Origin of the sequence: Bradyrhizobium murdochi (assembly GCF_000472965.1) — a bacterium.
Lineage (GTDB): Bacteria > Pseudomonadota > Alphaproteobacteria > Rhizobiales > Xanthobacteraceae > Bradyrhizobium > Bradyrhizobium murdochi.
Genome location: NZ_AXAU01000019.1, coordinates 90,300 through 110,074, shown reverse-complemented (window position 1 = coordinate 110,074; position 19,775 = coordinate 90,300). Strand labels below are relative to the sequence as shown.

General features: G+C 63.5%; 15 protein-coding genes and 1 pseudogene. 8 read left to right on the top strand and 8 right to left on the bottom strand.

Going from position 1 to position 19,775, the window contains the following annotated elements; translation table 11 throughout:
* Nucleotides 1-90 precede the first annotated feature (90 nt).
* The 3 genes from lpxC to recN all read left to right on the top strand — a co-directional run bounded on the left by lpxC (nt 91) and on the right by recN (nt 4,132).
* On the top strand, nt 91-1,050 hold the full coding sequence (gene lpxC / locus YUO_RS0128730) for a UDP-3-O-acyl-N-acetylglucosamine deacetylase (RefSeq protein WP_028350368.1): 960 nt from the start codon (nt 91-93) through the stop codon (nt 1,048-1,050).
* 323 nt (nt 1,051-1,373) lie between these two features.
* Nucleotides 1,374-2,282 carry an outer membrane protein assembly factor BamD gene (locus YUO_RS0128725; RefSeq protein ID WP_028350367.1) on the top strand — a complete coding sequence of 303 codons (909 nt, stop codon included), beginning with the start codon at nt 1,374-1,376 and terminating at the stop codon, nt 2,280-2,282.
* A gap of 179 nt (nt 2,283-2,461) precedes the next feature.
* Complete coding sequence (gene recN / locus YUO_RS0128720; RefSeq protein ID WP_028350366.1) at nt 2,462-4,132, top strand: DNA repair protein RecN; 1,671 nt, start codon at nt 2,462-2,464, stop codon at nt 4,130-4,132.
* Nucleotides 4,133-4,240: 108 nt separating this feature from the next.
* Here recN and YUO_RS41990 read toward each other — a convergent pair.
* Nucleotides 4,241-4,529 (bottom strand): annotated as a pseudogene (locus YUO_RS41990) (GIY-YIG nuclease family protein).
* Between the two features lie 125 nt (nt 4,530-4,654).
* On the opposite strand from YUO_RS41990, the gene ligA reads away from it, so the two are divergent.
* The gene (gene ligA, locus YUO_RS0128710; RefSeq protein WP_028350365.1) at nt 4,655-6,805 is read left to right on the top strand and encodes an NAD-dependent DNA ligase LigA; all 2,151 of its coding nucleotides are present in this window, start codon (nt 4,655-4,657) and stop codon (nt 6,803-6,805) included.
* A gap of 216 nt (nt 6,806-7,021) precedes the next feature.
* On the opposite strand, the gene YUO_RS0128705 is transcribed toward ligA, so the two are convergent.
* On the bottom strand, nt 7,022-8,299 hold the full coding sequence (locus tag YUO_RS0128705; RefSeq protein ID WP_028350364.1) for a multidrug effflux MFS transporter: 1,278 nt from the start codon (nt 8,297-8,299) through the stop codon (nt 7,022-7,024).
* A 269-nt stretch (nt 8,300-8,568) separates the two neighbouring features.
* Nucleotides 8,569-10,404 (bottom strand): aminopeptidase P family protein, encoded by a 1,836-nt coding sequence (locus YUO_RS0128700; protein ID WP_028350363.1) that lies wholly within the window; start codon nt 10,402-10,404, stop codon nt 8,569-8,571.
* Nucleotides 10,405-10,593: 189 nt separating this feature from the next.
* On the opposite strand from YUO_RS0128700, the gene YUO_RS0128695 reads away from it, so the two are divergent.
* On the top strand, nt 10,594-10,782 hold the full coding sequence (locus YUO_RS0128695; protein ID WP_028350362.1) for a hypothetical protein: 189 nt from the start codon (nt 10,594-10,596) through the stop codon (nt 10,780-10,782).
* Here YUO_RS0128695 and YUO_RS0128690 read toward each other — a convergent pair.
* Together YUO_RS0128690 and YUO_RS0128685 are read right to left on the bottom strand one after the other, a co-directional pair.
* Nucleotides 10,779-11,669, bottom strand: a complete 891-nt coding sequence (locus tag YUO_RS0128690; protein WP_028350361.1) for a 50S ribosomal protein L11 methyltransferase — start codon at nt 11,667-11,669, stop codon at nt 10,779-10,781. The two genes, YUO_RS0128695 and YUO_RS0128690, sit on opposite strands and share 4 nt — an antisense overlap.
* 241 nt (nt 11,670-11,910) lie before the next feature.
* Entirely contained in the window at nt 11,911-13,512 is a 1,602-nt protein-coding gene (locus YUO_RS0128685; RefSeq protein ID WP_028350360.1) for a phytoene desaturase family protein, read from the bottom strand.
* Nucleotides 13,513-13,681: 169 nt separating this feature from the next.
* Between YUO_RS0128685 and YUO_RS0128680 the strand changes: the two genes are divergently transcribed.
* From YUO_RS0128680 to YUO_RS0128670, 3 genes are all read left to right on the top strand, one after another.
* Nucleotides 13,682-15,967 (top strand): spermidine synthase, encoded by a 2,286-nt coding sequence (locus tag YUO_RS0128680; protein ID WP_028350359.1) that lies wholly within the window; start codon nt 13,682-13,684, stop codon nt 15,965-15,967.
* Nucleotides 15,968-16,030: 63 nt separating this feature from the next.
* Nucleotides 16,031-16,456: a YeeE/YedE family protein gene (locus YUO_RS0128675; RefSeq protein WP_028350358.1), complete on the top strand. Its 426-nt coding sequence runs from the start codon at nt 16,031-16,033 to the stop codon at nt 16,454-16,456.
* Nucleotides 16,457-16,459: 3 nt separating this feature from the next.
* Entirely contained in the window at nt 16,460-16,918 is a 459-nt protein-coding gene (locus YUO_RS0128670; protein WP_028350357.1) for a DUF6691 family protein, read from the top strand.
* A gap of 31 nt (nt 16,919-16,949) precedes the next feature.
* Here the strand turns inward: YUO_RS0128670 and YUO_RS0128665 are convergent, their stop codons facing one another.
* The 3 genes from YUO_RS0128665 to YUO_RS0128655 all read right to left on the bottom strand — a co-directional run bounded on the left by YUO_RS0128665 (nt 16,950) and on the right by YUO_RS0128655 (nt 19,750).
* Nucleotides 16,950-17,741 (bottom strand): L,D-transpeptidase, encoded by a 792-nt coding sequence (locus YUO_RS0128665; RefSeq protein WP_028350356.1) that lies wholly within the window; start codon nt 17,739-17,741, stop codon nt 16,950-16,952.
* Nucleotides 17,742-18,059: 318 nt separating this feature from the next.
* Nucleotides 18,060-18,821, bottom strand: coding sequence for an ABC transporter permease (locus YUO_RS0128660; RefSeq protein ID WP_028350355.1), 762 nt, complete (start codon nt 18,819-18,821; stop codon nt 18,060-18,062).
* Complete coding sequence (locus YUO_RS0128655; RefSeq protein WP_028350354.1) at nt 18,818-19,750, bottom strand: ABC transporter ATP-binding protein; 933 nt, start codon at nt 19,748-19,750, stop codon at nt 18,818-18,820. Before YUO_RS0128655 ends, YUO_RS0128660 begins: the two co-directional genes overlap by 4 nt.
* Between the last annotated feature and the right edge of the window lie 25 nt (nt 19,751-19,775).

The following is a 19,775-nucleotide window of genomic DNA, read 5'->3' as shown; positions in this document are numbered from 1 at the left end:
CTGCCGTGACTTTGGGGATGCCTAGAACGCGAATCGACGCTAGCGCGCGGTTCCCGTCTTTAGGTTAAGTCGGGTAGTGGGCAGTTATCGATGAAATTCAGTCGCCAAACGACGCTTCGGTCGCAAGCCACCGTAACGGGTGTTGGCGTTCATTCCGGATTACCTGTCAGCCTCACGCTTGGACCTGCTCCTGTGGATGCGGGTTTTGTTTTTGTCCGTACCGGCCTGGACGAAGCCGATCGTGAGGTTCCCGCAGTAGCCGCCGCCGTAACTGCCACCGATCTTGCTACCGTTCTTGGCGACCGCGAAGGTCCGCTGGTTTCCACCGCAGAACATGTCCTTGCTGCCCTGCGCGGCATGGGTGTCGACAACGCCATCATCGAAGTCGACGGCCCCGAAGTTCCGATCATGGACGGCAGCGCGGCGGCTTTCGTTGCCGCTATCGATCAGGCCGGCATCGTCACCCAGTCGGCCTCCCGCCGCTTCATTCAGGTGCTCAAGCCGGTGCAGGTTGCGATCGGCGACAGTTTTGGCGAGTTGCGCCCGCATGGCAACGGGTTTCGCGTCGAGGTCGAGATCGACTTCAACAACGCCATGATCGGCTGCCAGAAATATTCCATCGATCTCAGCCCCGAAAGCTTCCGCCGCGAGATTTCCCGCGCCCGGACTTTTGGCTTCATGAACAACGTCGCGCGGCTCTGGAGCGCCGGTTATGCGCGTGGTGCCTCGTTTGAGAACACGGTGGTGTTCGACGAAGCCCGCCTGCTGAACACCGAAGGGCTGCGCTTCAGCGATGAGTGCGCTCGCCACAAGGCGCTGGATGCGGTCGGTGATTTGACCCTGGCTGGTCTGCCGCTGCTCGGCGCCTACCGTTCAGTACGTGGCGGCCACAAGCTGAACCACGCCGTGCTGACCGCCCTGTTGGCCGATCGCAGCGCCTGGCGGGTGGTCGAGGCTGAACCGGCACGCCGTCCCCGCGCTTATGTCGAGGCCGGCGCAGGCATGGTGGGCGGCATGATAGCCCCGGCCTATGGTCCCGACGTTTCCTGACTTTCGTCTTTGCAAAAGCTCTGAATTTTGAGCTGTTTTGCGCCGCTTGGGCGCGTTTTCCGTGGTAACCACGGTGGTAACGTGGCCGTTCAGCCGCCTTAATCCGGGCGAATTGGCTGCGTATTCGGTTGGTCGAGGACCATTTTTCGGCTAGAGAAGCCCGCGGTAGCACCACAAGGCGCCACGGGCCTTAAAGAATTGGGCACCGAGCGTATTGGGCTCAAGAAATTTGGGGCACGGGGAATATGACGTCCATGGCTGCGGTTCACGGACGGGCGGGCTCACTCATCAGTCGCATCACGGGGCGTCAGGTCACAAATTCCATGTCGGCACAGCGTATGACGCTCGAATCAGGCCAATCACTCGGGCGCTCCAGCCTCGCTCGCGCCGGACGCTCGCTACGTCTGGCTGCAGGGTTGATCGTGCTTGCCATTCCCTTGAGCGGCTGCGGCACCGGCGCGCTCTGGGACAAGTTCACGCAAAAGGACGACACCTTCAACGAGGAGCCGGCGGACAAGCTCTACAATGAGGGCTTGTACCTGATGAACCAGCGCAAGGATCTGAAGGCGGCATCCAAGAAATTCGAGGAGGTCGATCGCCAGCATCCTTATTCCGACTGGGCACGCAAATCGCTCCTGATGTCGGCCTACTCCTTTTACAATGCCGGCGATTACGATAGCTGCATCGGCGCAGCGACGCGTTACGTCACGCTGCATCCCGGCAGCCCCGATGCGGCCTACGCGCAATATCTGATTGCGGCTTCGCATTACGACCAGATCCCGGACATCTCTCGCGACCAGGGCCGCACCGAAAAGGCGATCGCGGCGCTGGAAGAGGTGATTCGCAAATATCCGACCTCGGAGTACGCCAACTCCGCCAAGGCCAAGCTCGAAGGCGCGCGCGACCAGCTCGCCGGCAAGGAAATGGACGTCGGCCGCTACTACATGGAACGGCGCGACTACACCGCCGCCATCAACCGCTTCAAGACCGTGGTCACTCGCTACCAGACCACGCGGCATGTCGAGGAAGCGCTGGCGCGACTCACCGAGGCCTATATGGCGATCGGCATCGTCGGCGAGGCGCAGACGGCGGCAGCCGTACTTGGGCACAATTTTCCTGACAGCCGCTGGTACAAGGACGCCTATAATCTTGTAAAGTCGGGCGGTCTCGAGCCGAGCGAGAACAAGGGGTCCTATATTTCCAGGGCCTTCAAGAAGTTGGGTCTCGGGTAGTGGAGCGGATTTGACATTCGCTCGATACTTGCCGCGACTTCGTGAAGCGAATGTCAAATCCATAAAGCTCCACTACCAGCTTGATATTTGCTAGTGGTCCTTTTGATTCTAACATTCGCAAAAGTGGCTCCCCGGCGGGGAGCGAATGTTAGAACCGGACCACTAGGAATTGACTTCGCATGCTGGCGCGTCTGTCGATCCGTGACATCGTCCTGATCGAACGGCTCGATATCGAATTCTCCCGTGGCCTCGCGGTGCTGACCGGCGAAACCGGCGCGGGCAAATCCATCCTGCTCGATGCCTTTGCGCTGGCGCTCGGCGGCCGCGGTGATGCGGGCCTGGTTCGCCATGGCGCGGAGCAGGGCCAGGTGACGGCCAGCTTCGACGTTCCCAAGGGCCATCCCGCGACAGCGATCCTTTCCGAGAACGGCCTCGACGACACCGGCGAAATGATTCTTCGCCGCGTGCAGCTCGCTGACGGCCGCACCCGCGCCTTCATCAACGACCAGTCGATCAGCGTGCAGACCCTGAAGGCGGTAGGGGCGGCGCTGGTCGAAATTCACGGTCAGCATGACGAGCGCGCGCTGGTCGATGCTTCGACGCACCGGCAGTTGCTCGACGCGTTTGCCGGGCTGGAAAAAGAAGTCGCCGCGCTGGAGACGCTGTGGGAGGCGCGGCGCACCGCCAATCAGGCGCTCGACGAGCATCGCGCCAGCATGGAACGCGCCGCGCGCGAGGCGGATTATTTGCGTCACGCCGCCGACGAACTCAAAGCGCTGAAGCCGAAGGACGGCGAGGAGACCGCGCTCGCCGAACGCCGCACCACCATGATGCAGGGCGAGAAGATCGCCAGCGACCTGCGTGAGGCGCAGGAGGCGGTTGGCGGCCACAACTCGCCGGTGCCGGCGCTGGCGGCGGCCGTGCGCCGCCTCGAGCGCCGCGCCGCCAATTCGCCGGCGCTGGTCGAGCCGGCGGTGAAGGCGATCGACATCGCGATCAACGCGCTGGAAGAGGCCGACCAGCATCTCAGCGCCGCGCTGGTTGCGGCCGATTTCGATCCGGCCGAGCTGGAGCGGATCGAGGAGCGGCTGTTTGCGCTGCGCGCCGCCTCGCGCAAATATTCGACTCCGGTCGATGGACTGGCGGCACTGGCGGCCAAATTCGTCTCCGACGTCGCACTGATCGACGCCGGCGCGGATCGGCTGAAGAAGCTGGAAGCGGCGGCTGCCGAGGCCGACCAGCGCTACGGCGCGGCGGCGGCGAAGCTGTCTGCAGCCCGCAGCAAGTCCGCCGAAAAACTCAACAAGGCCGTGAACGCCGAACTCGCGCCGCTGAAACTCGATCGCGCGAAATTCATGACGCAGGTCGACACCGATGCGAAGTCACCTGGGCCGCAGGGCATCGACCGCGTCGAGTTCTGGGTTCAGACCAATCCGGGGACAAAGCCGGGACCATTGATGAAGGTCGCTTCCGGCGGCGAGCTGTCGCGGTTCCTGCTGGCGCTCAAGGTTGTGTTGTCCGATCGCGGCTCCGCGCCGACGCTGGTGTTCGACGAAATCGATACCGGCGTCGGCGGCGCGGTGGCGGATGCGATCGGCGCGCGGCTGTCGCGGCTCGCCGGCCAGGTTCAGGTAATGGCGGTGACGCATGCGCCGCAGGTCGCGGCACGCGCCAACCAGCATTTGCTGATTTCCAAGGACGCGCTCGACAAGGGCAAGCGCGTCGCCACCCGCGTCAACGCGCTCGCCGCCGACCACCGCCGCGAGGAAATCGCCCGCATGCTGGCGGGGGCGGAGATCACGGCGGAAGCGCGGGCCGCGGCGGAACGGCTATTGAGGGCGGCCTCCTAGCCGTCATTCCGGGGCGATGCGAAGCATCGAACTATGGGGCGCCCTTGCGCCCCTGAGAATCTCGAGATTCCGGGTTCGGTCCTAACGGACCGCCCCGGAATGACGAACTCAGTTGCAGATCGACTCGTACAAGTCATTCCATTGCGGATTGTCCTTCTCGATCAACTCGACTTTCCAGCTCCGCTTCCACTTCTTCAGTTCTTTCTCACGAGAAATCGCCGAGATCGGGTCGTCGTAGATTTCGAACCAAACCAGCCGTGTGATATTGTACCGGGAAGTGAAGCCGGGCCACGGCCTTCGTTCGATGCTCATAGATCCGGCGCACAATGTCATTGGTCACGCCGATGTAGATTGCTCCATCTCTGCGGCTTGCGATGATATAGACGTAGTAGCTCATGACTATCGCAGATTGCCTATTTACAACTAATCATTCCGGGGCGAGGCGCCGCATCGAGCCCGGAATCTCGAGATTCCGGGTTCGCGCTTCGCGCGCCCCGGAATGACGGGGACTTAGCTTCCAGCATGATAGCAAAATCCAAAACAAAAGCCCTTACCGACGTCGGCAAACTCACCAAGGCGCAGGCCAAGGTGGAGCACATGCGGCTGGCGCTGGAGCTCGAAGAGCACGACAAGCGCTATTACCAGGAAGATGCGCCCAGCATCAGCGATGCCGAATACGACGCCCTGCGGCAGCGCTTCAATGCGATCGAGAAGCGGTTTCCCGAGCTCGTTACAGCGGAATCGCCATCGCAAAAGATCGGCGCGACGCCATCGGGCCGCTTCAGGAAGGTCCGCCATGCGGTGCCGATGTTGTCGCTCGACAACGCCTTTGCCGAACAGGACGTGCTGGACTTCATCGGCCGCATCACGCGATTCCTGAAGCTGCCGGACGACAAGATCAACTTTTCCGCCGAGCCGAAGATCGACGGGCTGTCGATGTCGCTGCGCTATGAGGGTGGCGAACTCGTTACCGCAGCTACCCGTGGCAACGGCGCGGAAGGCGAGGACGTCACCGCCAATATCCGCACGCTCGAGGACGTGCCGCAGAAGCTGAAAGGCCGCAACGTTCCTGATATCTGCGAGGTGCGCGGCGAGGTCTACATGACCAAGAAGGCGTTCCTTGCGCTGAACGAGCGCCAGAAGGCCGCAGGCGATACCATTTTTGCAAACCCGCGCAATTCGGCTGCAGGCTCGCTGCGTCAGAAGGACCCCTCCATCACCGCCTCGCGCCCGCTCGGCTTCTTCGCCTATTCCTGGGGCCAGATGAGCGCGATGCCCGAAAAGACTCAAACCGACATGATCCACTGGTTCGAGCGCTGCGGCTTCAAGACCAATCCGCTGACAAAACTCTGTCACTCCGTTGAGCACTTGATCGCGTTCCATCACGAGATCGAGGAGCAGCGCGGCGAGCTTGACTACGACATCGACGGCGTCGTCTACAAGATCGACCGTATCGATTGGCAGGAGCGGCTCGGTTTTATCTCGCGCACGCCGCGCTGGGCCGTCGCGCACAAATTCCCGGCCGAGCGGGCCATGACGGTGCTGCGCGACATCGATATCCAGGTCGGGCGCACCGGTTCGTTCACGCCGGTCGGCAAGCTGGAGCCGGTCGGCGTCGGCGGCGTGATCGTGCAGAACGTCACGCTGCACAATGAGGACTACATCAAGGGTATCGGCAACAAGGGCGAAGTGCTGCGCGAGGGCCGTGACATCAGGCTCGGCGACACCGTCGTGATCCAACGCGCCGGCGATGTGATCCCGCAGGTGGTCGATGTCGTCATCGACAAGCGGCCAAAGAACGCCAAGGAATTTCACTTCCCGAAGAAGTGCCCGTGCCCGCTGCATACCGACGTGGTGCGCGAGGAGACGGCGACCGGTGAGGAAGGTTCGCGCGCCCGCTGTACCGGCGAGTTCGCCTGTCCGTTCCAGAAGATCGAGCATCTGAAACTTTTCGTGTCGCGCCGGGCGTTCGATATCGACGGGCTCGGCGAGAAGCAGCTTCAGTACTTCTTCGACCGCGAATGGGTGCGGGAGCCCGCCGATATCTTCACGCTGCCGAAACGCAACGCCAGGCTGAAGCTCGAGGAGATCGAGGGCTACGGCGAAACTTCGGTGCGCAACCTGTTCGCCGCGATCGAGAACCGCCGCCGCATTTCGTTGGAGCGCTTCATCTACGCCCTCGGCATGCGCCATGTCGGCGAGACCACCGCGCTGGCGCTGGCGCGCGGCTACGGCTCGTGGGACGCCTTCCACGATGCCTGCCTCAAGATCGCCAAAGGTGACGAGGACACCATCGCCGAGATGGATGCGCTCGACCAGATCGGCGACACCGTGATCAAGAGCGTCGCCGCCTATTTCGGTGAAAGCCATAACCGCGGCATCGTCGAGCGGCTGGTCAAGGAGCTCAGCGAGATCATTGACGCCGAGAAGCCCAAGAGCAATTCGGCCGTCGCTGGCAAGACCGTGGTGTTCACCGGCTCGCTGGAAAAGATGACGCGGGATGAAGCCAAGGCCACAGCCGAGCGGCTGGGCGCCAAGGCCGCCGGTTCGGTGTCGAAGAAAACGGACTACGTCGTTGCGGGGCCGGGCGCGGGTTCAAAACTCGCGGAGGCCAAGAAGCACGGCGTGCCGGTGCTGACCGAAGATGAGTGGTTGAAGTTGATCGGGGAGTGAGGGGCGTTCTCCCACCGTCATTGCGAGGAGCGAAGTGACGAAGCAATCCATGGCGCCGCAAGCGGATAAGTGGATTGCTTCGCTTCGCTCGCAATGACGGCTGAAGCACAGCGTGATCGTTTGAGGCACCGTCATTCCGGGATGGTCCGAAGGACCAGACCCGGAATCTCGAGATTCCGGGTTCGGCTCTTCGAGCCGCCCCGGAATGACGTCGGGTCACAACATCCCCGACTCTTCCTCCTCCGCCTTCTTCATCAGCTCCTCGCTGACCACGACGTCTCGCCGCGGCACAATGAAGAACATCACCGAGATGCAGGCAATCGACAGCGCGAAGATCGCCGCCGTCAGCGGCAGCGTGGTCGTGGAGTGGCCGCCGAGATAGGCGCCGAATTGCGAGACCAGCGCGCCGATGCCCTGCTGCAGAAACCCCATCGCGCCGGAGGCGGTGCCGGCGGCCTCAGGACGCGCGCTGATGGCGCCGGCCGCGGCGTTGTTCATGACGAAGGCGTTGGCGACCATCACGATCATCTGGGTGCCGAACAGCCAGAGCGGCGCCTGGTTGATCCCGCCAATGCTCAATACGAGGTTCAAGAGGGCGCCGCCGAATTGCACCGCGAGCCCGAACCAGATCAGCTTCTCCAGCGAATGCCGCGGCGCGAAACGGACGCAGAACACATTGCCGATCAGATAGGCAAATCCCGTCGTCGCGAACCACGCGCCATATTCGGCCGTGGTTCGGCCCATCTGCGTCACCACGATGTAAGGTCCGCCGCCGGCGAACATGAAAATAATCTGGGAAGCCAGCACCTGGCACAGCACATAGCCGATGAAGGCGCGGCTGCGGATCAGCTTGCCGACGTCGCCGCGGAAGCTGCTGCTCTCGCTGCGTTCGCCGCGCGTCTCGGGCAGCGCCAGCGCGATCAGGACCGCAACGCCGAGCGAAGCCGCCGTGATGAAATAGAAAATGGCGCGCCAGCCGAACGCGGTCTCCAGGAGGCCGCCGACCAGCGCGCTGAGCATCTGCGCCATCATCATCACGGCGACCACGAGGCTGATCATGGAGCTGATGCGGTCGCGGCTGTAGAGGTCGCGGATGATGGCGCGGCTCACCACCATGCCGGTCGCGCCGCCCAGCGCCTGCAGGAAACGCGCGGCAATCAGTTGCGGCAGCGTCTGCGCCAACGAGCAGCCGACGCTCGCCGCCACCATCAGCGCAAGGCCCGCGAGCAGCACCGGGCGGCGTCCGAACTTGTCCGACAGCGGTCCCATGATGAGCTGCGAGCAGGCGATGCCGACCATGTAGAGCGACACCGTCATCTGTACGACGGAAATGTCACCACCGAACATCGTCGCTAGCACGGGCAGCGCCGGCACCAGCATGTAGAGCGAGATCGGCGCGACGCCGGTCATCGCCACCAGCATCAGCAGCATGATCTTTGAGGTCGCGACGGCATTCGCCGCCGCGTCGGGCGGCTTGCCCACGACGCCGTGCATTCAGTTCAGATCCTGTTTTGCTTGGATCGGACTCTTAACCAGATGGCTCAGCGCGAACAGGGATGTTTTGGCATGCGGCCATGCTGAATTGGGGAGGCGGGTAAGAGGCTGGGCCGCTGGATTCTACTTTGCATGGGGTTGTTTTCGCGATTTTTTGTCCGGCACCCGCGCCGTATCGCTGTAGAGGTGGGCCTCGGGGTACCGCGCGCGCCAGAGCCGGAATCTCGAGATTCCGGGTTCGCGTCTTCGACGCGCCCCGGAATGACGGATCAAATCGGCAGCAGCGCTGCCGTCGCTTCGTCCAGCCACAGTTTCGTGGCATTGTCGTCGAGGTGCGGGCGCACCGCGCGGTTGACGCGCTCGTGGTAGTCGTTGAGCCACTTCAGCTCCGTCGCGCTCAACATGTTCACGTCGATCAGACGTCGGTCGATCGGCGCCAGCGTCAGCGTCTCGAACGCGTTCACCGGCTTCTCGGCGCCGGGTATATCGGTGCCGATGACGAGTTCGAGGTTCTCGATCCGGATGCCGTAGGCGTCGGTCTTGTAGTAGCCAGGCTCGTTGGAGAGGATCATGCCGCGCTTCAGGGGCGTGGTGCCGAGTTTCGAGATGCGCGCCGGGCCTTCATGCACCGAGAGGTAGCTGCCGACGCCGTGGCCGGTGCCGTGCTCGAAATCGAGGCCGGCCTGCCACAAAAATTGTCGCGCAAAGGAGTCGATCTGCGCGCCGGTGGTGCCGTCCGGAAACACCGCGCGTGCAATCGCGATGTGCCCACGCAGCACACGGGTGAAACGATCGCGCATTTCGTCGGTCGGATTGCCGATTGCGATGGTGCGGGTGACGTCGGTGGTGCCGTCCTCATATTGCGCGCCGGAATCGATCAGCAGCAGATCGCCGGGCGAAATTCGCCGGTTGCTCTTGCGGGTGACGCGGTAATGCACGATGGCGCCGTTCGGCCCGGTGCCGGCGATGGTCGGAAACGAAACATCTTTCAGCGCGCAGGTCTGGCGACGGAACGTTTCCAGGGCCTCGACGGTGTCGATTTCGGTCAGCGCGCCCGACGGCGCCTCGCGGTCGATCCAGGCGAGGAAGCGCGCCAGCGCCACCGCGTCGCGCTGGTGCGCGGTCCGCGTGCCCTCGATCTCGGTGATGTTCTTCACCGCCTTCAACAGGCTCACCGGATCGTTGCCGCGTACCGGTTTTCCGCCGGCGCCTGCGATCAGCCGGCTCAGTGCATCCGCGGCGGTGGCGGCATCAAGCGCGATCGCGGCGCCGCTGCGCGCAAGCTCAGCCAGAGCAGGCACCAATGCGTCGGGTTCGCGGACATCGGCGGATTGTTCGAGGTGGTCGCGCGTCAGGTTGGACAGCTTGCGATGGTCGATGAAGATGGTGGGGCGGCCGTCCTTCGGCACCAGCGCGTAGGACAAGGGCAGCGGTGTGTGCGAGACGTCGGCGCCGCGGATGTTGAAGGTCCAGGCCACCGCGTGGCTGTCCGACAGCACCAGCGCGTCGACGCCGAGCTTGTTGATCTCCAGCCGGATGCGCTTGAGTTTTTCGGCTTCGATCTCGCCGGAAAACTGCACGCCGTGAGTGGTGACGCGGCCGAGCGGCGGGGCCGGGCGCTCGGTCCAGATCGAATCCAGCGGGTTGGTTTCGACCGCAATCAGTTCCGCGCCCGCCTTGGTGCAGGCGGCGGCCAGACGCTCGGCTGCCGCCGACGTGTGCAGCCACGGGTCGAAACCGAGGCGGTCGCCGGCCGCAAGGTGCTTGGTCAGCCACTGCTCCGGCGGCGGATCGGCCAGCGGCTCGATTTGCCAGGCCTTGCGGTCGACCTGCTTGACGGCCTGCAGCGTATATCGGCCATCGACGAAAACCGCGGCATCGCGCGTCAGAACGATCGCCATGCCTGCCGAACCAGTGAAGCCGCTCAGCCAGGCCAGCCGTTCTTCGGAGGCCGGGACATATTCGTTCTGTTGCTGATCGGCGCGCGGAACCACGAATCCCGTTAACTTCCGCCGCGCCAGCTCCTCGCGGAAGCGGGCCAGCCGCGCGGTCAGCGCCACGCCGCCTTCGGGTTCTTCGAATGTCTGGAAATGGGCTTCGAACATTGCCTGGTCACTTTAGGGTTGGGTGGAGCGGTCCGCAATGCGGCAGTCTCCGCCACAATTTGGCATAATCTGTGCTTCAATATGTCGGTCCGCGCTAGTCGGACGGAGCGGATTGCGGTGTAGCCGCTCAGCTCAAGATACCGGGAGAAGCTCCAGGAGTGTTTCAACTCAACGAAGAGGGGATACACCATGCCTGCTTTCACGTTTGAGAAGATTTCACCGCCGGAACGTCGCGGCCCCGCGCCGCCCGTCGCCAACAAGAAGCAGCGCGGCGTCATCGTCCAGATCCTCGACCGGTTCGCGGAAGCGCGCGTCAAGCGGTCGTTGAAGAAAGAAAAGGGCGTGATCGCCCGCAACCGGCAGAGACCAGCGGATTAGAATTCCTTGCGCAGCAGGAGGCTGCTCCAGCCTTCGATGCGCAGATGCCGCACGGGAACCAGCCCGCGGGCGCGATAGGCGGCGATGACGGCGGGCGCCTGATGCGTCAAAAGCCCTGAGAGAATGACCAGCGCGGACGGCGCCAGATGCCGCGCCATCGGCCCGGCCAATTGCCGCAGCGGATTGGCCAGAATATTCGCCAGCACCAGATCGAACGGCGCGGCTTGGGCAAATTGCGGCGCCGAGAAGCCGGTGGCGCGCACCGCCCGCACAAGATGTCCCGATACATTCAGCCGCGCATTGTCGCGCGCGACCTGCACCGAGGGCGGATCGATATCGCTGGCCAGTATCTTTTCGTGCAGCGCTTTCGCCGCCGCAATCGCCAGCACGCCGGTGCCGGTGCCGAGATCGAGCACGCGGCGCGGGCGCCAGGCTTTCAGAACATGATCGAGCAGCAGAAGGCAGCCGCGCGTGGTGCCGTGGTGGCCGGTGCCGAAGGCCAGCGCCGCCTCGATCTCGATGCCAAGCTTGTTGGGCGAGATCCTGTCGCGGTCATGCTGGCCGTGGACCACAAAGCGCCCGGCGGGCACGGGAACCAGGTCCTCGAGGCTGGCCTTGACCCAATCCTTGGCCTCGACCGTGTCGAAGGCGATGCCGGCTGCGATTTCCGCGTCGGCCGCATTGGCCACGAGTTCGCGGACCAGCGGCTGATCGGGCGGCTCGCCAAAATGCACCGTGACGTCCCATCGGCCATCCGGCCGTTCGAACGCGGCGATTGCCGCCTGGCCCTCAAAAAAAACCTCGGTCAGGGCGTCGACGACGCCCTTGGCTGTGTGCTCGTCGCCGACGGCAAAATGGACGCGATGTGTGGGGGCGAGAGAAGTCATTGAAGAACCTGGCGAAAGCGGGGAAGGATACGATTGGGAATGGGCGTTTCGTTCAAACTTGAGCAAGTTTCATGTCGCATCTTTCTACCGCCTGTCCACAGCCGAGCGGGGAAGTTGCCAACCGGTTGTCAACGGAAACATACCGATGTCTTCCACAGCCGATGCCGCGGGTTATCAACAAGCAATCCACAGGCTTCTCCCGCCATTACCCACCCGCTTTGCCGACATTGTCCACTGCATTCTATCCGAACAGGGCGCGGTGATCGCTCAGGATCACCTTCGCGGCGTTGTGGCCGGGAGCGCCGGTGACGCCGCCGCCGGGATGCGCGCCCGAGCCGCAATGGTAGAGGCCCTTCAGCGGCCCGCGATAATCGGCATGGCCCAGCATCGGCCGCGCCGAGAACAATTGGTTTAGCGTCAGCGCCCCATGAAAGATGTCGCCACCGAGCAGACCGAACTGGCGCTCGAGATCCAGCGGCGACAGCACCTGACGGCCGATCACGCTTGTCGCAAAGCCCGGCGCGAATTTGTCCACCGTCGCAATCATGAGGTCGGCGACCTCATCGCGGTGATCGTCCCATGACTTTCCATTCGGCAATTCCGGCGCGACGTGCTGGCAGAACAGGCTCGCGACATGCCGGCCCTCCGGTGCAAGGGAATCGTCGAGCGTCGAGGGGATCAGCATTTCCACCACCGGCTCGCGGCTCCAGCCGTGCTCTCGCGCGTCCTGCCAGGCGCGATCCATGTAACCGAGGCTGGGTGCGAGAATGATGCCGGCAGTGAGATGATCGCCGGCGCCGGGCAGGGCGGTGAAGGAAGGTAGGGCGTTCAGCGCGACATTCATCCGGAAGGTGCCGGATGCGTTGCGCCAGCGCGCGATGCGTGCGAGGAATTCCGGCGTCAGCGCGCCCGACGGCACGAGCCGCGTATACAGCAATTTCGGATTGACGCCGGACACGACGTATTTCGCGCGGATGGTCTCGCCATTGTCGAGGATGACGCCTGCGGCGCGCCCGCCCTCGACGATCACCTCGCGCACGCCGGCCTCCGTTTCGATCTCGGCGCCATGCCCGCGGGCTGCGCGCGCCATGGCTTGCGTGATCGCGCCCATGCCGCCGATGGCGTGGCCCCATACGCCCTTCTTGCCGTTCACCTCGCCGAACGCGTGGTGCAGCATCACATAGGCGGAGCCGGCGGCGTAGGGGCTGGCGTAATTGCCGACGATGGCGTCGAAGCCGAACAGCGCCTTCACCAGGTCGCTCTCGAAACGCTCGTCCAGCATTTCGCCGGCCGATCGCGTGAACAGGTCGAGCAGGCTGCGCTGCTGTTCGAGCGAGAGCTTGCGCAGGATGCCGGCCGTGCCGACGGCGTTGAAGGCCTCGCGGATCGCGCCGATCCCAAAGCCCTCGACGAGGTTCGGCGGCGCGCGCAGCACGAATTGCCGCAGCACATCGGCGATAGCTTCCAGTTCGCGCGAGAAGGCCTCGATCGTGACGGCATCGCGCTCGCTGAGTTTAGCCACCGATTGCCGGGTGCGGCCCTCGCCGGTCAGGAGATAGCTGCCGTCGGGGGCAGGCAGAAAATTCTGCGCGCGGCGCTCGACGATGCGCAGGCCGTGTTCGGCGAGTTTCAGGTCGGCGATGATCTGCGGATTGAGCAGGCTGACGGTATAGGCGGCCACCGAATTGCGGAAACCGGGATGGAATTCCTCGGTCACCGCGGCGCCACCGACCGCCTTGCGGCGCTCGACCACTCTCACGCGCAGGCCGGCCATCGCGAGATAGGCCGCGCAGGTGAGGCCGTTGTGCCCCGCACCGATGATGACAACGTCCGTCTCGTTCATGCCCAGCTTCAGCTTCAAGAAGGTTTGATCAGGATGGGCGCGGCGCGCCCTATCCGTGCTTTCTTATCCCGCATTGCTCGCCGTGTCGCCCTGTGCTCCATTGCGCCCCTCCGGCGGCCCTGCCGGGCATCCCGCCACCGGCGCCCGCCGGTTTCCAGCCGGAGTTATGATGACGTCTCCCGATCTGTCCGTTTCAGCGGACCAGCCTTCTGAAAGCCGGAACCGGCTGGTCCTGGTCGTTTACACCGCTGCGATTTTCGTCAGCGCGCTACTGCTGTTTTCGGTGCAACCCTTGTTCACCAAGATGGTGCTGCCGCGGCTCGGCGGCTCGCCGGCGGTTTGGTCGGTGGCGATGGTGTTCTTCCAGTCGCTGCTGCTCGGCGGCTATGCCTATGCGCATTTTTTGATGCAGGCGCGCAATCGCACGATTCCCGTGGCGGTTCATCTAGCGCTGCTCGCAGTTGCGATGCTGACGATGCCGCTGTCGATCGCAGGCGGGTGGGGCGATCCGCCGAATTCCGGCTATGCGCTTTGGCTGCTCGGCTTGTTTGCGGTCTCGATCGGCCTGCCGTTCTTCGCGCTCGCGGCCAACAACCCGCTGCTGCAGGCCTGGTTCGTCCGCACCGGCCACCCCAACGGTCCCGACCCGTACTTCCTCTACGCTTCCTCGAATGTCGGCAGTTTCCTGGCGCTGTTGTCCTATCCGGTGCTGCTGGAGCCGATGTTCACGCTGCGCACGCAGAACCTGATCTGGACCGGTGGATACGGCCTGCTCATCGTGCTGATCGCAACCTGCGGCGTGTTGCTATTGCGCTCGCCGGCGAAGGCGGCGGAACTGAACATGCCGGCCGACGATAGCGCCGCGCCGGCACCGTCATGGATTTTGCGCGCCCGCTGGATCTTCCTTGCCGCCGTCCCGTCGGGGCTGCTGATCGCGGTGACCGCGCATATTTCCACCGATGTTGCGGCGGCGCCCTTGCTGTGGGTGCTGCCGCTGTCGCTCTATCTCTTGACCTGGGTGCTGGTGTTCCAATCACGCCCGCTGTTGCCGCACAAGTTCATGCTGATGCTGCAACCGTTGGCGATCATGGGGGTGATCCTGCTGTTGGCGATAGGCGGCGAGCAGAACCTGTTGCTGACGCTCGGCGGCCACCAGCTTTGCTTCTTCATTATTGCGATGGCCTGTCATGGCGAGTTGGCGCGCACCCGCCCCGCCGCGAAATATCTCACTGGTTTCTATGTCGCGCTGTCGTTCGGCGGCATGGTCGGCGGACTGTTCACGGGGCTAATCGCGCCGTTCACGTTCTCCTGGGTCGCGGAATATCCGATCCTGGTGGCGCTGGCGGTGCTGTGCCGGCCGCCGGCCGACGAGCGGTGGCCGCAATGGACCCGCTGGTTCTGGCCGCTGCTGGCCATCGCTGCGGTGGCGCTGATCGCGCCGTCCTACAGCAGCGGCAAAATTTTCACATGGCTGGATACCAATCGAGTCTACGTGGTAGGCGCAGTTGCGGTCCTCTCGATGATATTGGCGATCCTGCTCAAGGCGGATCGCTGGAAGCTGACCGCCGTGGTGACGTTGGCGCTGGTGCTGATCCGGATGTATCCCTCCGACGACGGGCGGGTCGAGACGGTGCGCAGCTTCTTCGGCGTCCACAAGATCGTGGTGACGCCGAACGGCCAGTATCACGTGCTGATGCACGGCACCACGATCCATGGCGCCGAGAAATTCAAGAACGACGACGGCACGCCGGTCACCGGCCAGCCGGAGCCGATCACCTACTACTACAGGGACGGCGGCATCGGCCAGGCGATCACGGCGATCCGTGAACGCAAGGGCGCGCCGCTGCGCGTGGCCGTGATCGGGCTCGGCTCCGGCACGCTGGCCTGCGCCTCGGAGCCCGGCGAGGAGTGGAAATTCTTCGAGATCGATCAGACGATGGTCGATACCGCGCGAGACCCGAAATATTTTACCTATATCCAGGTCTGCGAGCCGAACATGCAGCCCGTGATCGGCGATGCGCGGCTCACCTTCGCGCGCGAGCCCGACGGCGTCTATGACCTGATCATCGTCGACGCCTATTCGTCGGATGCGATCCCGGTTCACCTGGCGACCGTAGAAGCCATGGAAATCTACAAGTCCAAGCTGGCGCCGCAGGGGGCGGTCGTGATGCACGTCTCCAACCGGCATCTGGAGCTGTCGAGCGTGGTCGTCGGCATCGCCGACGCCAACGACTTGAAGAGCTGGGTCTACAGCGAGGATTCCGGGCGCGATAGCGAATACATCTTCTCGACCTCGGTCGTCGTCTCGGCGAGGGAAGAGACTGACGTCGGCAAGCTGGCATCGTCGGAGCAATGGACGCTGACGGAAGCCAGGGAAAACCAGCGGGTCTGGACCGACGACTATTCCAACATCCTGGGCGCGGTATGGCGGCGGCTTAGGAAAGGCGAGGAATAGGCGAGTTGCAGCCGGGCAGGGTGCGCCTATGATCATGGTCGGCCCCGAACCGATGGAGCGACGATGGCCAATTTCACCCCCGTATCGGCCGCGATCGGCGGCGTCCTGATCGGGCTTTCCGCCGTCCTGCTGATGTTGTCGACCGGCCGGATCGCCGGGATCAGCGGCATCTTCAGCGGCCTGTTGAATTTGCGCGGCGAGGACAAGGGCTGGCGCGTCGCGTTCATCGCCGGGCTCATTCTGGCGCCTATCCTCGCCGGCATGATCGGTTACGGAATGGCGCAACCAAAGCTGCCATCGAGCTGGGCTGTCATTGTCGCGGCGGGCCTGCTGGTCGGATTCGGAACGCGGCTCGGCGGCGGCTGCACCTCCGGTCACGGTATCTGCGGCATAGGGCGGCTGTCGCCGCGCTCGATCGTCGCCACGATCGTCTTCATGGTGACGGCGGTTGTCACCGTCGCGATCACTCATCATGCGTTGGAAGGCTGAGCCATGTGGATCATCGCTCCCTTGTTGTGCGGCCTGATCTTCGGCGCGGGCCTGTTGATTTCGGGCATGGTGCAGCCAACGAAGGTTCTTGGCTTTCTGGATATCTTCGGCGCGTGGGATCCGAGTCTCGCGGTGGTGATGGCAGCGGCGCTGGCCGTGTCGATACCCGGCTTCCTGCTGGCTGACCGCAGTGCGCGGCCTTGGTTTGCCGGGCAATATTTTCGGCCGGGCAAATCGGGAATCGATCTGCCATTGGTTGCAGGCGCGGGGCTGTTTGGAATCGGTTGGGGCCTCGTCGGGTTATGCCCAGGGCCGGCGCTGGAAAGCCTGGCGACGTTGTCGCCCGGAATCATCGTCTTCGTCGCCGCGATGGCGGTAGGGATGATTGCTCACGACGCTTGGCAACAGTCGCGGTTGACCGCGCAACGCGACCGTTTGCTGGCGAGCGCGACGGACGGCTGAGGACGTTCTGCGACCGCGATGAACTCGCTCGTTAATCCTGGTAGGTCAACAGCCCGCGCTGCTGATAATATTGCTGCCGCGGCTGGTAGTAGTAGCCCTGCGGCGCCGGCACATAGCCGCGGTTATCGTAGTATTGTGGCTGTTGCTGCTGATAGGCCTGGGTGGTGTCGTAAACGCGGCGGCCGGGCGCGGGATATCGCGCTTCGTTGGAAGATCCGTCGGCCGGATAGATATAGCCGTCATCGGCCCGCGCCTGTGGCGCCACGCGCTGCTGCTGCGGCGTGATCACGACGGGGGCGCCGGCTGCGGAGTCGTATTGCTGCTCATATTGCGGCTGCGGGGCGCGGCGCGCGACGGCCGTATTGCCGCGACGCGGATTGCGCGCCAGCGCCACCTGGGAGGAGCCGGTCAACGTCACCGTCGTGTTGAGCACGCCTTCCTGCTTCACCAAATCCCAGAGCTTCGCGGCATTTTCGCGCGACAGCCGTACGCAGCCATGCGAGGCCGGGCTGCCGAGACGGCTCACGGAATCGGTGCCGTGGATGGCATGGCCGATCTTGGTGAAAAAGATCGAATGCGGCATCGGCGCGTCGTCGAATTCCTTGGAGTAATGGTCCTCTTCCATCCGGAAGGCGCGGAAGCTGCCGTTCGGCGTCTCATAGGAGGGAAGGCCCGAAGACACCGGCCAGCGGTACCGCTCGACGCCGTCGACGGCGACGGTCATCTGCTGGTTGTCCTTGTCGACTGTTATGGCGATCTTGGCGTGGGCGGTGCCCGAGGCGAACAGCGTCAGGGCGGTGACGGCAATGAGGAAGGAACGCATTTTACCTTTGGCCTCCAGGCCCCTGATGATGCGCCGGCTCTCCGTCCCCGGCATCCAATATGCCCGGAAACCGGCACTGGTTCCAGTGGCCTGCGTCCGCAATCGTTAACGCCTCCCGCGGCGCAAACAAGGCGTCAGGGCGGCGCAATCGGCGGCAAAGTGCTGACATTTTCGCGAGCAACCGGGCGCTGCGCGTCTCGTCATCGACAGAGTTGGAGGCCATCATTCCGGGATGGTCCGTTAGGGCCAGACCTCAGGTGCGCAATTGCGCACCGGGGAATCTCGAGATTCCGGGTTCGGCTCTGCGAGCCGCCCGTGTCAGTTCTTCAGCCGGTACCCGGTCCTGAAGATCCACCACACCAGTACCATGCAGATCGCGAGGAAGCCGAGCGTCATGCCGAGGCTCAATCCCACGCTGACGTCGGCGATCTCGTAAAAACTCCAGCGGAAGCCCGAGATCAGGTACACGACCGGATTGAGCAGCGTGACGGTGCGCCAGCCCGACGGCAGCATGTTCACGGAGTAGAAACTGCCGCCTAGGAACGTCAGCGGCGTCACGATCAGCATCGGGATCATCTGCAGCTTTTCAAACCCGTCGGCCCAGATGCCGATGATGAAGCCGAACAGGCTGAAGGTCACCGCCGTCAGCACCAGGAAGGTCAGCATCCACAGGGGATGATGGATGTGCAGCGGCACGAACAGCGCGGCGGTCGCCATGATGATCAGGCCGAGGATGATGGATTTGGTCGCGGCCGCGCCGACATAGCCGATCACGATTTCGATATAGGAAACCGGCGCCGACAATATTTCGTAGATGGTGCCGACGAATTTCGGGAAGTAGATGCCGAACGAGGCGTTAGCGATGCTCTGGGTCAGCACCGACAGCATGACGAGGCCCGGCACGATGAAGGTGCCGTAGCTGACGCCCTCGACCTCGGTGATGCGCGAGCCGATCGCGGCGCCGAACACCACGAAATAAAGCGAGGTGGAAACCACCGGCGAGACGATGCTCTGCAGCAGCGTGCGCCACGTGCGCGCCATTTCGAACAGATAGATGGCGCGGATCGCACGGTAATTCATGGTGCCCTCACCAGGCTGACGAAGATGTCTTCCAGCGAAGACTGAGTGGTATCGAGGTCGGAGATGTGGATGCCGGCATTGCGGAGGTCGCTCAGCAGGCTGGTGATCCCGGTGCGCTCGCCCTTGGTATCGTAATCATAGGTCAAGAGTCGGCCGTCGTCGGAAAGATGGAGTTTGTAAGGCGCGAGCGCGGGCGGGATGGCGTCAATCTTCTGCTGCAAGTGCAGCGTGAGCTGCTTCTTGCCGAGCTTCTGCATCAGCCCGGCCTTGTCCTCGACCAGGATGATCTCGCCCTTGTTGATGACGCCGATGCGGTCGGCCATCTCTTCGGCTTCCTGGATGTAATGCGTGGTCAGGATGATGGTGACGCCGGAGGCCTGCAGGCCGCGCACCACGTCCCACATGCCCTTGCGCAATTCGACGTCGACGCCCGCGGTCGGCTCGTCCAGGAACAGAATCTGCGGCTCGTGCGACAATGCTTTTGCGATCATCACGCGGCGCTTCATGCCGCCGGAGAGCGTGATGATCTTGGAATCCTTCTTGTCCCACAGCGACAGGTCCTTCAGCACCTTTTCGATATGCGCCGGGTTTTTCGGCTTGCCGAACAGACCGCGGCTGAAGCTGACCGTCGCCCAAACGGTTTCAAACGAGTCCGTGTGCAGTTCCTGCGGCACCAGGCCGATCAGCGACCGCGCCGCGCGATAGTCGCTATTGATGTCGTGGCCGCCGACGGTAACGCGGCCCTCGCTTAGGTTGGCGATGCCGCAGATGATGCTGATCAGCGTGGTCTTGCCGGCGCCGTTAGGCCCAAGCAGCGCGAAGATCTCTCCGCGCTTGATATCGAGGTTGATGCCCTTCAGCGCCTTGAAGCCAGAGCCGTAGGTTTTTGAAAGATTGGAAACGGATATGATGGGAGGTGGCGCGAGCATGACAGTCTGAAACGGAATGTAGCCC